Raw genomic sequence first — 15,860 nt, forward strand, 5'->3', positions numbered from 1 at the left:
AGAGGCCCCCAAACTTTCGGTTGCAGTTGCCGGACCACACGCGACTACTCACCGCCGAGCGCCAGTTCGACGAGGTCGTCGACGTCGAGGTCGGCGATCTCCCGCTCGTCACCGGCCCCGTTTGCGACACCGTCGTCCGGCTCGCCCGTGGCGGCGAGTTCGAGCAGGGCGTCGACCAGTCCGGCCGCGCGCAACCTCGACAGCGGAACCGACGCGAGGGCCTGCCGCAGCTGCGCCTCGTCCGCTCCGGTGGCGGCACCGGGCCCGGTGCCGGGCTCGGCGCTGACCGGGCGCAGTTGCGCCAACAGGTGGTTGGCGAGCACCAGCGGGTTCGGGTAGTCGAAGACCAACGTGGGCGGCAGCTTCAACCCGGTCGCGTCACGCAGCCGGTTGCGCAACTCCACCGACGTCAGCGAGTCGAACCCGACGTCCTTGAACGCCATGTCCGCGCGTACGTCCTGCGGGTCCGCATGGCCCAGCACCGCCGCGACCTGGGCACGGACCACGTCCAGGAGCAGTGCTTCCCGGTCGGCCCGGCCGAGCCCGCCGAGCCGGCGAACCAGGGTGTCGTCCGGCGCAGCGGCCGCCCGTGCCTGCTGTCGGCCCGTGCGAACCAGACCGCGCAGCAGCGACGGCACCGCACCGCCGGCGGCGGCGTCCGCCCGCATCGTCTCCGGGTCGAGCTTGATCGGCACCAACAACGCCTCGTCCATGCGCAACGCGAGGTCGAACATGTCCAGCCCTTCGGCCCGGCTCATCTCCAGCACCCCGCCCCGGCTCGCCCGCGCGTGGTCGACGACGGTGAGGTGGGTGGCCATGCCGGTGCTCCGCTCCCAGAGGCCCCACGCCAGCGACAGCCCGGGCAGGCCCGCCGCGCGCCGGTGGGCCATCGCCGCGTCCAGGAACGCGTTCGCCGCCGCGTAGCTGCCCTGACCGCCGCCGCCGACCACTCCCGCGACCGACGAGAAGACGACGAACGCGTCCAGGTCCAGGCCCCGGGTCAGTTCGTCCAGGTGCCGTACCGCGTCCACCTTCGGGGCGAACACCCCGGCCAGCCGTTGCCGGGTGAGCCCGCCGACCAACCCGTCGTCGAACACGCCGGCCGTGTGCACGACACTGGTCAACGGGTGCTCGGCCAGCAGGGCCGCCACCTGATCCCGGTCGGACACGTCGCAGGCCACCACCGACACGTCCGCACCCCGCTCGGACAGCTCGCCCACCAACTCGGCCACCCCCTCGGCAGCCGAACCCCGCCGGCTGGCCAGCACCAACCGCCGCACCCCGTACCGGGACACCAGATGCCGCGCCACCAGGGCACCCAACGCACCAGCACCCGAGACCAGCACCGCACCTTCCGACCGGAAGACGGTCGGGACGTCCTGGAGCTGCCCGGTGGTGCGGGCGAGTCGGGGCACCGAGAGGGTGCCCTCGCGTACGGCGAGCTGAGGCTCACCGGCCACGAGTACCGGATCCGCGGTGGCCCCGGTGGCGGGGTCGGTGTCCAGCAGGACGATCCGTTCCGGGTTCTCGGCCTGCGCGGAACGGACCAGTCCCCACACCGCCGCTGCTGCCGGATCGGTCACGCGGTGATCGCCACCGGCAGGTACGGCGCCACGGGTGCGCACCACCAGGCGCACCTCGTCGAGTCGCGGTTCGGTCAGCCAGGCCTGCAGGACCTCCAGCACCTGGGACGTCATGTCGAGCGGACCGTCACCGCCGACGTCGACGACCCCCACCGTCGGCATGTCGCCGCCCTCGGCCAGCGCCGCCACGTCCCCGGCCGTGGCGACCGGCACCCACGACGACACGGGCTCCGCCGCAGCCGCGGGCAGTTCGGTCCAGTCCACCCGGAACACCGAGTCACGGACGGCGGATGCCCCGGATCCCAGTTGCGCCGCCGACACCGGGCGGGACACCAGCGAATCCATCGTCAGTACCGGCCCACCGGTCTCGTCGGCCGCCTCGACGGTCAGTGCCTCCGGTCCGTGCGGCGCGAGCCGCACCCGCAGCGCCGCGGCGCCGGTGGCGTGCAGCACGAACCCGTTCCACGCGAACGCGAGCACCGCCCCGCCCGACTCCTGCGCCGCGTCGGCGGCGGCGGCCTGCAGTGCGGCGTCCAGCAACGCCGGGTGGACGCCGAACCTGCCCGCCTCCGCTCGGAGTTCCTCGGGCAGGGCGACCTCGGCGAACACCTCGTCGCCCCGCCGCCACACCGCGCGCAGGCCCTGGAACGCGGGGCCGTAGCCGTAACCGCGCTCGGCCAGATCCGGGTAGAAGTCCTCGACGTCGACCGGCTCCGCGTCCCGTGGCGGCCAGGCCGTGAAGTCGAACCCGTTGCCGCTGCCGCTCGGTGTCGCCGACAGCACGCCCGTGGCGTGCCGGGTCCACGTGCCCGAGCCGCCGTCGCGTCGGGAGTACACCTCCACCGTGCGCACGCCGTGCGCGCCCGGTCCGCTGAGGGCCACCTGCACCCGCACACCGCCCTGCTCGGGCACCACCAGGGGTGCCTCGACCACCAGCTCGTCCAGCACCGAGCAGCCGGCCTCGTCACCGGCGCGCACGGCCAGCTCCACCAGTCCGCTGCCGGGCAGGATCACGACCCCGCCGACAGCGTGATCGGCGAGCCACGGATGCGACCGCACCGACAGCAGCGACGTGAACACCAGGCCGTCCGACCCCGGCAGCTGCACCACCGCGCCCAGCAGTGGGTGGTCGGCCGCGGCCTGTCCCAGCGACGTCGCGTCGGTAGCCGAACCGGCGGGCTGCCGTAGCCAGTAGTGCCGGTGGTCGAAGGCGTAGGTCGGCAGTTCCACCCGTCGGGTCACCGGGGGCAGCACCCCGTTCCAGTCCACCGCCACGCCACGGACGAACAACTCGGCCATCGAGGTGAACAGCCGCCGCAGGCCACCGTCGTCCCGCCGCAGCGACCCCGTGACCACGACATCGGCGTCGTCCACGATCTCGCTGATCGGCTGGACCAGCACCGGGTGGGCGCTGATCTCCACGAACACGCCGTGGTCCTGGCCGATCAGGTCGGCCACGGCCGGCCCGAACCGCACCTGGCTGCGCAGGTTCCGGTACCAGTACCCGCCGTCGACCACACCGGCGTCGCGGATCCACTCGCGGGTGACGGTCGAGTAGAAGGGCACCGTCGGAGCCTGGGCGGGGACGTCCGCCAACGTCTCGGCGAGCAGGTCGTGGATCGCCTCGACCTGGTTGGTGTGCGAGCCGTAGTCCACCGCCACCCGCCGTACCCGGACGCCGCCACCCTCCAACGATTCGAGCGCCTCGTCGAGCGCCCGGGCGTCGCCGGCGACCACCACCGAGGTGGGGCTGTTGACCGCGGCGACCTGGACCAGGTCCGCCCAGGGCGCCAACCGCGCGACCGCCTCGTCCTCACCCAGGGCGACCGAGGCCATCCCGCCACGCCCGGACAGCACCGTGGCGATGGCCTGGCTGCGCAGCGCCACCACCCGTGCCGCATCCTGCAACGACAGCGCACCCGCCACGCAGGCCGCAGCGATCTCGCCCTGGGAGTGACCGACGACCGCGTCCGGCTGCAGCCCGTACGACCGCCACACTGCGGCCAGGCCGACCATCATGGCGAAGCTGGCCGGCTGCAGCACGTCCACCCGGTCCAACACCTCGGGCTCGACCTCGCCGCGCAGCACGTCGATCAGCGACCAGTCGATCCACGGCGCCAACGCGAGTGCACACTCGGCGATCCGCTCGGCGAAGACCGGCGACGAGTCCAGCAACTCCCGACCCATGCCGGCCCACTGCGTGCCCTGGCCCGGGAACACCCACACGACCTTGCCCGGCGAACCGGCCCGACCGGTGACCACGCCGGCCGGGTTCTCACCGCGTCCCAACGCGGCGAGCCCGGCCGTGGCCTCAGCCCTGGAACCGGCCACCACCACGAAACGCTCGGTCAACGCGGCCCGACCGGACACCAGTGCCCCGGCCACGCTCGCCAGCGGCACCTCGTCGGCGTTCTCCAGGTACGCCGCGAGCCGGCCGGCCTGCAACGCCAGCGAGGTGGTGCTGCGCGCGGACACCACCACGGGCAGCACGTCCGGGCACGCGACCGGACCCGTCTCGGGTGCGACGTCCGGCAGCGGCGCCTCTTCCAGGATGAGGTGCGCGTTGGTGCCGCTGACACCGAACGCGGACACCCCGGCCCGACGTGGCTGGCTGCTCCGCGGCCAGTCCCGCGCCTCGGTCAACAACTCGACCGCACCGGCGGACCAGTCCACCTCGGGCGTGGGCGCGTCCACGTGCAGCGTCACCGGCAGCATCTCGTGCCGCAGCGCCTGCACGATCTTGATCACACCGGCCACACCGGCCGCCGCCTGCGCGTGACCGATGTTCGACTTCAGCGACCCCAGCCACAACGGCCTGCCGGGATCCCGGTCCTGCCCGTACGTGGCCAGCAGCGCCTGCGCCTCGATGGGGTCACCAAGGGCGGTGCCGGTGCCGTGCGCCTCCACAACGTCCACCTCGGACGGTTTCAGTCCGGCGTTGGCCAGCGCCCGGCGGATCACCCGCTGCTGCGACGGGCCGTTCGGCGCGGTCAGACCGTTCGACGCGCCGTCCTGGTTCACCGCGCTGCCCCGCAGGACGGCCAGGACAGTGTGCCCACGCTCCCGCGCCACCGACAGGCGTTCCAGGACCACCACGCCGACGCCCTCGGCCCAACCGGTGCCGTCGGCAGCGGCGGCGAACGCCCTGCAGCGCCCGTCCACGGCCAGGCCCCGTTGCCGGGAGAACTCGACGAAGGCACCCGGGTTGGCCATGACGGTCGCGCCGCCGGCCAGCGCCATCGAGCACTCACCCTGGCGCAGCGCCTGGGCTGCCAGGTGGATGGCGACCAGCGAGGACGAACAGGCCGTGTCGATCGTGATCGCCGGGCCCTCGAAGCCGAAGACGTACGACACCCGGCCCGACGCCACGCTCGACGACCCGCCGGTGCCCGCGAAGCCCTCCAGTTCCGGCGTGACGACACTGGCCCCCGGCGCGACGTAGCCCTGGCCGAAGACGCCGGTGAACACGCCCACGTCGGTGCCCTTCAGGGAGGTCGCGTCGACACCGGTGGCCTCCAGCGCCTCCCACGAAACCTCGAGCAGCAGCCGCTGCTGCGGGTCCATCGCCAGCGCCTCACGCGGCGAGATCCCGAAGAACGCCGCGTCGAACAGACCGGCCTCGTGCAGGAAACCGCCCTGGCTGGTGTACGACGTACCCGGGCGCTCCGGATCGGGGTCGAACAGGCCCTCCAGGTCCCAGCCACGGTCGGTGGGGAACCCGGACACCGCGTCGCGGCGCTCGGCCACCAACCGCCACAGGTCCTCCGGCCCGGCCACCCCACCGGGCAACCGGCACGCCATGCCCACGATGGCGATCGGCTCCTCGGGATCGGCCAGGACCGTCGGCGTGACCGTCGTCGGCGCGACGTCACCCAGTTCGTCTCGCAGGTGTCGGGCGAGGGCCTGCGGGCTCGGATGGTCGAACACCAACGTGGCCGGCAGTTTCAGCCCGGTCGCCTCGCGCAGCCGGTTGCGCAGTTCCACGGAGGTCAACGAATCGAACCCGGCCTCCTTGAACGCCGCGTCCGCCCGGACGGCTCCGGCACTCGAGTGTCCGAGCACGGCCGCGACCTGGCCGCGTACCAGATCCAGCAGCAAGGTCAGCTGATCCGCCGGAGTGAGCCCGGCCAGCCGCTCGGCCAGCCGGCCGCGTTCCCCGCCGGCACCCCCCGAGCGCGCCTGCCGCCGGCCCGTACGGACCAGGCCGCGCAGCATGTGCGGCACCACACCGCCTGCCGAGGCGTCGGCGCGGATCCCGCGCAGATCCAGCTTCGCGGGTACCAGCGCCGCCTGCTCGGTGCCGAGGGCCGCGTCGAACAGCTCCAGGCCCTCGGCCTGCGTCATCAACTGGAGACCACCCCGCCGGTTCATCCGGGCCCGGGTCAACTCGTCGGTGTTCGCCGCCATGCCGGTTTCCTGGTCCCACAGGCCCCAGGCCAGGGACAGCCCCGGCAGACCCAGTGAGCGGCGGTGCGCCATCAGCCCGTCCAGGAACGCGTTCGCCGCCGCGTAACTGCCGCTACCGGCACCCATGAACACCGCCGACACCGACGAGTAGACGACGAACGCGGAGAGCTCCGCAGCACGCGTCAACTCGTCGAGGTGACGCACCGCGTCCACCTTCGGCACGAACACCCGCGCCAGCTTCTCCGGCGTGACCGTCTCGATCACGCCGGCGTCCAGGACACCGGCCGTGTGCACGACGGCGTCCGGTCGATGCTCGGCCAGCAGGGCCGCCACCTGATCCCGGTCGGACACGTCGCAGGCCACCACCGACACGTCCGCACCCCGCTCGGACAGCTCGCCCACCAACTCGGCCACCCCCTCGGCAGCCGAACCCCGCCGGCTGGCCAGCACCAACCGCCGCACCCCGTACCGGGACACCAGATGCCGCGCCACCAGGGCACCCAACGCACCAGCACCCGAGACCAGCACCGTCTGCTCCGGGCCGAACACGGCAGGCGCGTCGGCGGTCCGGGTGGCACGGGCGAGACGCGGCACCGACAGGGTCGATCCGCGCACCGCGACCTGCGGCTCGCCGCTGGCCAGCACCGCCCCCAGCACGGCTTCCGCGCCGTCGCCGTCGGCCGGGTCGAGGTCCAGCAGAACGATCCGGTCCGGGTTCTCACCCTGGGCGGCACGTACGAGACCCCACACCGCTGCCGCGGCCGGATCCGTCACCGTGCCGTCGCCGGCGGGTACCGCGCCACGGGTCGCCACCACCAGGCGCGACTCCTCCAGGCCCGATCCGGCCAGCCAGGCCCGTACGACCTCCAGCACCCGGGACGTCGCGGTCAAGGGGTCGTCCTCGCCGACCGCCTCCAGCACGACCGCCGCGGGAGTGTCGGTCAGGGCGGTCACGTCGTCGACGGTGCCGACCGGCGCCCACGACGGAGCCGGTGGCCGTGGACCGTCGGGCAACTCGGTCCAGGCGACCCGGAACAGGGAGTTGACGGTCTCCGGACCCGTCCCGGCGGCAGCTGACCAGCCCGCGGGCAGTGTCCGGATCCCGAGGGAGCTGGCGGTCACGACCAGGTCACCGGTGTCGTCGACCGCAGTCAGCGACACGGTGTCGGCGCCGGTGGACGCCAGCCGTACCCGCAGCGCCGTCGCACCCGAAGCGTGCAGCACCACTCCGTGCCAGTCGAACGGTTGCCGTGGCGGCGAGGCGTCCTCGTCCGCCGTCCGCAGGGCCGGGTGCAGGGCCGCATCGAGCAACGCGGGGTGAAGGCCGAAGCCGGCCGCCTCCGCGCTCCGCTCCTCCGGCAGGGCGACCTCGGCGAAGATCTCCCCGCCACGCTGCCACGCCGCGCGCACCGCCTGGCACGACTGACCGTAGGCGTGACCGCGCTCGGCCAGGTCGGCGTACAGATCCTCGATGTCGATCGCGCGGGCACCACGCGGCGGCCAGTCGGCGAAGTCGAACCGCTCCTGCGTCCCGGGACTGCCCGACAGTACGCCGGTGGCGTGTCGCGTCCACCCGTCGTCGGAGGTGTCCTCGTGGAGGGAGTAGATGTCGACCGTGCGCAGGTCGTTCTCGTCGGGCCGGCTCACAGCGACCTGCACCTGCACGCCACCGTGCGCGGGAAGCACCATCGGAGTGTCGATCACCAGTTCGTCGAGGACCGGGCAGCCGGCCTCGTCACCGGCACGCACGGCCAGTTCGACCAGCCCGGCGCCCGGGACGACCACCACGCCCCCGACCTCGTGCCCGGCCAGCCACGGGTGCGTCCGAAGCGACAGCCGCGACGTGAAGACCAGTCCGTCCGACTGCGGCAGCCGCACCACCGCGCCGAGCATCGGGTGGTCGGCGCCGGCCAGCCCCAGCGACGGCGCGTCCGTGGCAGGCGCCGTACGCAGCCAGTAGTGCTGGTGGTCGAACGCGTACGTGGGCAGGTCCACCCACCCGGTGACCTGCGGCAGCAGACCGGTCCAGTCAACCGGCACCCCGTGGACGAACAGTTCCGCCATCGACGTCAACAGCCGCCGTACGCCCCCGTCGTCGCGCCGCAGCGTGCCGGCCACCAGGACGTCGGCCTCGGTGCCGTCGGCGATGTCGGTGATCGGCTGGACCAGCACCGGGTGCGCGCTCACCTCCACGAACAACCCGTAGCCCTGCCCGATCAGGTGGGTGACGGCCGGGCCGAACCGGACCTGGTTACGCAGGTTGCGGTACCAGTACCCCCCGTCGACGATCCCGGCGTCCCGGATCCACTCGCCGGTGACGGTGGAGTAGAAGGGCACCACCGGCGCCTGCGCGTTGATCCCGGCCAGGGTTTCGGCCAACGCGTCCTCGATGCTCTCGACGTGCCGGCTGTGCGACGCGTAGTCCACCGCGACCCGCCGGCCGCCCAGCGCCTGCACGGCCTCGGCCAGCGCTTCGGCGTCGCCGGCGATCACCACGGAGTTGGGCCCGTTGACCGCGGCGACCTCGACCCGACCGGCCCACGGGACCAACCGCGCGACCGCCTCGTCCTCGCTCAGGGCCACCGACGCCATGCCGCCGCGTCCGGACAGCCGCGCGGCGATGGCCTGGCTGCGCAACGCCACGACCCGCGCGGCATCCTCCAGCGACAACGCCCCCGCCACACAGGCCGCGGCGATCTCGCCCTGCGAGTGCCCGAGCACCGCGTCGGGCACCACGCCCACCGACGCCCACACGGCGGCCAGGCCCACCATCACGGCGAAGCTGGCCGGCTGCAACACGTCGACCCGGTCCATCAGCTCGGGGTCGGCGTCGCCGCGCAGCACGTCCACCAGGGACCAGTCAACCCACGGCTGCAACGCGGCGGCGCACCCGGTGATCCGCTCGGCGAACACCGGGGACGAGTCCAGCAGGCTCCGGCCCATGCCGACCCACTGGGTCCCCTGGCCCGGGAACACCCACACCAGTTTGCCCCAGCCGCCCGCGCTGCCGGTCACCACACCGGCGCCGCTCTCACCGCCGGCCAGTGCGCCGAGCCCGGCCAGGGCCTCCTCGGCTGAGCCCGCGACCACGACGGCGCGATCGCCCAGTACCGCCCGGGTCGACAGCAGGGCGCCCGCCACCCGCCGCAGCGGCACCTCTCCGGCGTTCTCGATGAATGCCGCCAGCCGACCGGCCTGACCCGCCAGCGACGCGGCGCTGCGCGCCGACACCACCAGCGGCACCACGCCGTCCGGTCCGTCCTCTTCCGGGGCGGCCGTGACCTCCTCGGCCGGCGCCTCCTCGATGATCATGTGGGCGTTGGTGCCGCTGATCCCGAAGGACGACACCCCCGCCCGCCGCGGGCGGCCGTTCCGCGACCAGTCACGCGCCTCGGTGAGCAACGTGACGGCACCGGCGGACCAGTCGACCTGGTTCGTGGGCTCGGCGACGTGCAGGGTGGGCGGCAGCACGCCGTGCCGCAGCGCCTGCACCATCTTGATCACGCTTGCCGCACCCGCGGCTGCCTGGGTGTGACCGACGTTCGACTTCAGCGAGCCCAGCCACAACGGTCCCTCCGCGTCGCGGTCCCGCCCGTAGGTCGCCAGCAACGCCTGCGCCTCGATCGGGTCGCCCAGGGTGGTGCCCGTCCCGTGGGCTTCCACCGCGTCCACCTCGGACGCCGACAGTCCAGCGTTGGCCAGCGCACTGCGGATCACCCGCTGCTGCGAGGGGCCGTTCGGTGCGGTCAGGCCGTTGGAGGCGCCGTCCTGGTTGATGGCGCTGCCGCGAATCACCGCCAGCACCCGGTGCCCCCGATCCCGGGCCACCGACAACCGTTCGAGCACCACCACGGCGACGCCCTCGGAGAGCACCGTGCCGTCCGCGTCCGAGGAGAACGCCTTGCACCGGCCGTCCTCGGCCAACCCCCGCTGCCGGGACATGCCGAGCACGCCGATCGGTGAGCCCATCACGGCGACGCCGCCGGCCAGCGCCATCGAACACTCGCCCTGCCGCAACGCCTGCGCGGCCAGGTGCATCGCCACCAGCGACGACGAACACGCCGTGTCGACGGTCATCGCGGGGCCTTCGAGACCGAACACGTACGACACCCGACCCGAGGCCACGCTGCCAGCCGTGGCGGTCGTGACGAAGCCCTCGAGTTCCGCCGGCATGTTGCTCAGGGATTCGAGATAGTCGTGGATGGAGACGCCGGCGAAGACGCCGACGTCGGTGCCCTGCACCGAGGTCGGGTCGACGCCCGCCCGTTCCAGGGCCTCCCACGAGGCCTCCAGCAGCAACCGCTGCTGCGGGTCCATCGCCAGTGCCTCACGCGGGGAGATTCCGAAGAACCCCGCGTCGAACAAACCCGCACCCTCGAGAAAACCCCCCTGCCGGGTGTACGACGTTCCCGGGCGGTCCGGGTCGGGGTCGAACAGGCCGTCCAGATCCCAGCCGCGGTCATCGGGGAAGGGCGACATACCCTCCCGCCCCTCGAACACCATGCGCCACAGGTCGTCGGGGTCGGTGACACCACCGGGCAGCCGGCACGCCATCCCCACGATCGCGATCGGCTCGTCGGGGTCGACGGTCACGGTGACGGTGGTCGCGCTGCCCGCCACGGTGTCACCCAGCTCGTCCCGCAGGTAGGCGGCCAGGGACACCGGGGTGGGATAGTCGAAGACCAGCGTGGCGGGCAGCTTCACACCGGTCGCCGCGCTCAGCCGGTTGCGCAGCTCCACCGCGGTCAGGGAGTCGAACCCGATCTCGGTGAACTTGCGGGTGCCCTGCGTCAGCTCGGGTCCGCTGAAGCCCAGCACCCCCGTCGCCTCGGCCTGGACGATGCCGACGAGAAGCTTCTCCTGCTCCTCCGGGGTCAGCCCGGCGAGCCTGCGGACCAGTCCGCCGCTGTCACCGGACGACGCCCGCGCCACCCGCCGCCCCACCCGGACCAGGCCACGCAGCAGGTGCGGGACGTCCCCACCGGCCGCGGCCTGGGCACGCATCGCCTTCAGATCCAGCTTGATCGGCACCAGCAGCGCCTGGTCAGCGTGCAGACCGATGTCGAACAGGGTGACGCCCTCGGCAGGGGTCATCGCCAGGACGCCACCACGACTCATCCGCGCCTGGTCCACGGCGCTGAGGTGGGCCGTCAGGCCGGTGGTCTGCTCCCACAGGCCCCACGCCAACGACAACCCGGGCAACCCCGCCGCCCGGCGCTGCGCCATCAGGCCGTCCAGGAACGCGTTCGCCGCAGCGTAGTTGCCCTGGCCGGCGGAGCCCATCAGCGCGGCGGCCGAGGAGAACACGACGAAGGCGTCCAGATCCCCGTCACGGGTCAGGTCGTCGAGATGCCGTACCGCGTCGACCTTGGGTGCGAACACCCCGGCCAGCCGCTCGGGGGTCAACGCACTGATGACGCCGTCGTCCAGGACACCGGCCAGGTGCACGACACTTGTCGGGCGGTGCTCGGCCAGCAGGGCCTCCACCTGCTCCCGGTCCGACACGTCGCAGGCCGCCACCGACACGTCGGCGCCCTGCTCGGCCAGCTCGGCGACCAACTCGGCCACCCCCTCGGCGGCCGGACCCCGCCGACCGGCCAGCACCAACCGGCGCACACCGTGCCGGGACACCAGGTGCCGGGCGAGCACGGCACCCAGCGAACCGGTGCCACCCGTGAGCAGCACCGACCCTTCCGGGCGGAACACGGCGGGTGCGTCCGGCACCTGGCCGCCCGCCTGGGCCAGGCGGGGCGCGACAAGGGTCGTTCCGCGTACCGCGACCTGCGGTTCACCGCTGGCCAACGCCGCACTCAGCATCTCGGCCGTGCCGGTGGAATCGATGTCGACCAGGACGACCCGGTTCGGGTTCTCGGCCTGTACGGCCCGGAGCAGACCCCAGACGGCCGCGCCGGCGGGATCGCTCACCGCGCCGTCGACCGCGGGCACCGCGCCCCGGGTCACGACCATCAGCCGGGAGTCCTCCAGTCCGTCCCCGGTCAGCCACGCCTGCACCACCGCCAGCACTCGCGCGGTCAACGCCAGCGGCCCGTCGGCATCGCCCACGGCGTGCAGGACGGCCACCGATGCCACGGTCGTGCTCCGCGTCAGGGCCGCCACGTCGTCGGCCGTCGCCACTGTCGCCCAGGACGAGGCGGTCTCCCCGGCCGCCCGGGGCACCTCGATCCACTCCACCCGGAACAGCGAGTCACGGCTCTCCTCCGCAGCCGTTTCGAGCTGTTCGGCGGAGACCGGCAGCGACACGAGCGAGTCCATCGTCACGACCAGTGCCCCGGTGTCGTCGGCGGCCTGGAACGACAACGCGTCCGGACCCGACGGCGCCACCCGTACCCGCAGCGCCGCCGCGCCCACCGCGTGCAGCACCAGCCCGTTCCACGCGAACGGCAGCACCTTGCGGTCGTCGTCCGGGTTGGCGAAGGCGTTGGTGTGCAGGGCGGCGTCCAGCAGCGCCGGATGGATGCCGAACCTGCCGGCGTCCTCCCGATGGTCGTCGGGAAGCGCCACCTCGGCGAACACCTCGTCGCCTCGCCGCCACACCGCGCGCAACCCCTGGAACGCGGGCCCGTAGGCGTAACCACGTGCGACGAGATCGCTGTAGAAGCCCTCGATGTCGACCTGCCGTACGCCCTGCGGAGGCCACACGGTGAAGTCGAACCCCGTCGCCGGTGTCGTCGGCGTGGTCGACAGCAGGCCCACGGCGTGCCGCGTCCACTCGTCCGTGCCGTCCTCGCGGAGCGAATACACGGCAACCGGGCGCGACCCGTTCTCACCCGGTCCGCCGACGGCAACCTGGAGCCGTACCCCGCCGTCACCGGGCAGCACCAACGGGGCCTCGATCACGAGTTCTTCCAGGATGCCGAAGCCGAACTCGTCGCCCGCCCGCACCGCGAGGTCGACGTAGACCGTGCCGGGGATGAGCACCACGCCGCCGATCGCGTGATCGGCCAGCCACGGGTGCGACCGCAACGACAGGCGCGACGTGAAGACCAGCCCGTCGGACTGCGGTAGCGGCACCACCGCTCCCAGCAGCGGGTGATCGGCACCGACGAGACCCAGGGACGCCGCGTCGGTGGCCGACTCGCCCATCCGCAGCCAGTAGTGCCGGTGGTCGAACGCGTACGTCGGAAGGCCGACGTACGCCGGGACCGTCCCGCTGGGCAGGACCGCGGCCCAGTCCACCGTGACACCCCGGACGAACAACTCGGCCATCGACGTCAGCAGGCGCCGCAGGCCGCCCTCGTCGCGCCGCAGCGACCCGGTCACCACGACATCGGCGCCAGCGCCGTCGACGATCTCGCTGATCGGCTGGACCAGCACCGGGTGAGCGCTGATCTCGACGAACACGTCGTGCCCCTGCGCGATCAACTCCGCGACCGCCGGCCCGAACCGCACCTGGCCACGCAGGTTCCGGTACCAGTAGCCACCGTCCACCACCCCGGCGTCCTGGATCCACCCGCCGGTCACGGTCGAGTAGAACGGCAGCTTCGGCGCCTGCGCGCCGATCCCGGCAAGCGCCTCGGCCAGGGCCTCGCGGAGGTCCTCGACGTGTCGGGTGTGCGACGCATAGTCCACCGCGACGCGCCGCACCCGTACACCCTGGTCGTCGAGGACGTCCAGGGCCTCGTCGAGGGCGTCGGCGTCACCGGCCACCACCACGGACGACGGGGCGTTCACCGCCGCCACCTCGACCCGGCCGGCCCACGGGGCCAACCGCTCCGTCGCCTCGCTCTCACTCAGGGCGACGGAGGCCATTCCGCCGCGTCCGGACAGCGACGCGGCGATCGCCTGGCTGCGCAACGCCACCACCCGAGCCGCGTCCCGCAGCGGCAGAGCACCAGCGACACAGGCCGCCGCGATCTCCCCCTGCGAGTGGCCGATCACCGCGTCGGGCTCGACACCCACCGACGCCCACACCGCGGCCAGACCGACCATCACCGCGAAGCTGGCCGGTTGAAGCACGTCGACCCGGTTCATCAGCGCGGGATCGACGTCACCACGCAGCACGTCGACCAGTGACCAGTCGACCCATCGTTCCAACGCTTCGGCGCAGTCCGCGATCCGCTGTGCGAACACCTCGGACGAGTCCAGCAGCTCCCGGCCCATGCCGACCCACTGCGTGCCCTGGCCGGGGAACACCCATACCACCTTGCCCGGCGTACCGGATCCGGTCACCAGACCGGGGGCGTTCCCGCCGTGCGCCAGGGCGCCGAGACCGGCCAGTGCCTCGTCGGTCGAGCCGGCAACCACCACGGCACGTTCGCCCAGCTTGGCACGGCCCGTGACCAGCGCCCCGGCCACGTGTGCCAGCGGCACCTCGGTGCCCTCGACGAAGGACGCCAGGCGACCCGCCTGCGCCGCGAGCGAGGTGGCGGTGTTCGCCGACACGACCAACGGAACGACCGCGGTCGGCGGTGCCTCCGCCGGCACCGGCGCCGTCTCGTCCTCCGGCGCCTCTTCCAGAATCAGGTGTGCGTTGGTGCCGCTGGCACCAAACGACGACACACCGGCGCGGCGCGGACGGCCGTTGCGGATCCAGTCGCGCTCCTCGGTCAGCAGCTGGACCGCCCCGGAGGACCAGTCCACCTGGGGCGTGGGCGCGTCCACGTGCCGGGTCGCCGGCAACCGTCGGTGGCGCAGTGCCTGCACCGTCTTGATCACACCGGCCACACCGGACGCCGCCTGCGTGTGCCCGATGATCGACTTGACCGAGCCGAGCCACAACGGCTGCTGCGGATCGCGGCCCTGCCCGTACGTGGCGAGCAACGCCTGTGCCTCGATCGGGTCACCCAGGACGGTGCCGGTGCCGTGGCCCTCGACCGCGTCCACCTCGGACGGGGTCAGTCCGGAGCTGGCCAGCGCGTTCCGGATCACCCGCTGCTGTGCCGGCCCGTTCGGCGCGGTCAGTCCGTTGGAGGCGCCGTCCTGGTTCACCGCGCTGCCACGGATCACCGCCAGCACCTGGTGCCCACGCTTCCGGGCCACCGACAGGCGCTCCAGCAGCAGCACGCCGACACCCTCGGCCCACGACGAGCCGTCGGCGCCCGCGGCGTACGACTTGCAGCGTCCGTCGAAGGCGAGCCCTCGCTGACGCGCGAAGCCGACGAACCCGCCGGGTGTCGCCATGACCGTCGAGCCGCCAGCCAGCGCCATCGAGCACTCACCCCGGCGCAGCGCCTGCGCGGCCAGGTGGACGGCAACCAGCGACGACGAGCACATGGTGTCGACGGTCACCGCCGGCCCTTCGAGCCCGAGCGTGTAGGCGACCCGGCCAGAGGCGACACCACCTGCGGTACCCAGGGCACGCTCGAGGCTCAGGAACCCTTCGTACCCGCTGAGGTCAGGGGCGTAGTCCTGGTGCACGATGCCGGCGAACACGCCGACGTCGCTGCCCCGTACGGAGTGCGGGTCGATGCCGGCCCGCTCGAAGGTCTCCCAGGCCACCTCCAGCAGTTGCCGCTGCTGCGGGTCCATGGCCAGGGCCTCGCGCGGCGAGATCCCGAAGAACGCGGCATCGAACTGCCCGGCGTCGTGCAGGAAGGCACCTGCCTTGACGTATGTCGTTCCCGGGTTGTCCGGGTCCGGATGGTAGAGGCCCTCCAGGTCCCAACCGCGGTCGGTGGGGAAGCCCGTGTAGACGTCGGTGCCGTCGGTCACCACCCGCCACAGGTCCTCGGGGCCGCGGATACCGCCGGCGTACCGGCAGGCCATCGAGACGATTGCGATGGGCTCCGCGGCCGACGCGGCGAGCGCACTGTTCTCCTGCTGAAGCCGGGCGTTCTCCTTCAGCGTGGCACGCAGTGCCTGGACGATCTGCTCGTCTGGCGCCGACATAACCCGTCCTCCACGTTCGTT

At 73.0% G+C, this 15,860-nt stretch carries 1 protein-coding gene; it reads right to left on the reverse strand.

Features of this window, described 5'->3' with window-relative positions; translation table 11 throughout:
- Positions 1 to 44: 44 nt before the first annotated feature.
- Positions 45 to 15,839 (reverse strand): type I polyketide synthase, encoded by a 15,795-nt coding sequence (locus GA0070616_RS11635; protein WP_091080770.1) that lies wholly within the window; start codon positions 15,837 to 15,839, stop codon positions 45 to 47.
- Positions 15,840 to 15,860 lie beyond the last annotated feature (21 nt).

It is taken from the genome of Micromonospora nigra (assembly GCF_900091585.1).
GTDB lineage: Bacteria > Actinomycetota > Actinomycetes > Mycobacteriales > Micromonosporaceae > Micromonospora > Micromonospora nigra.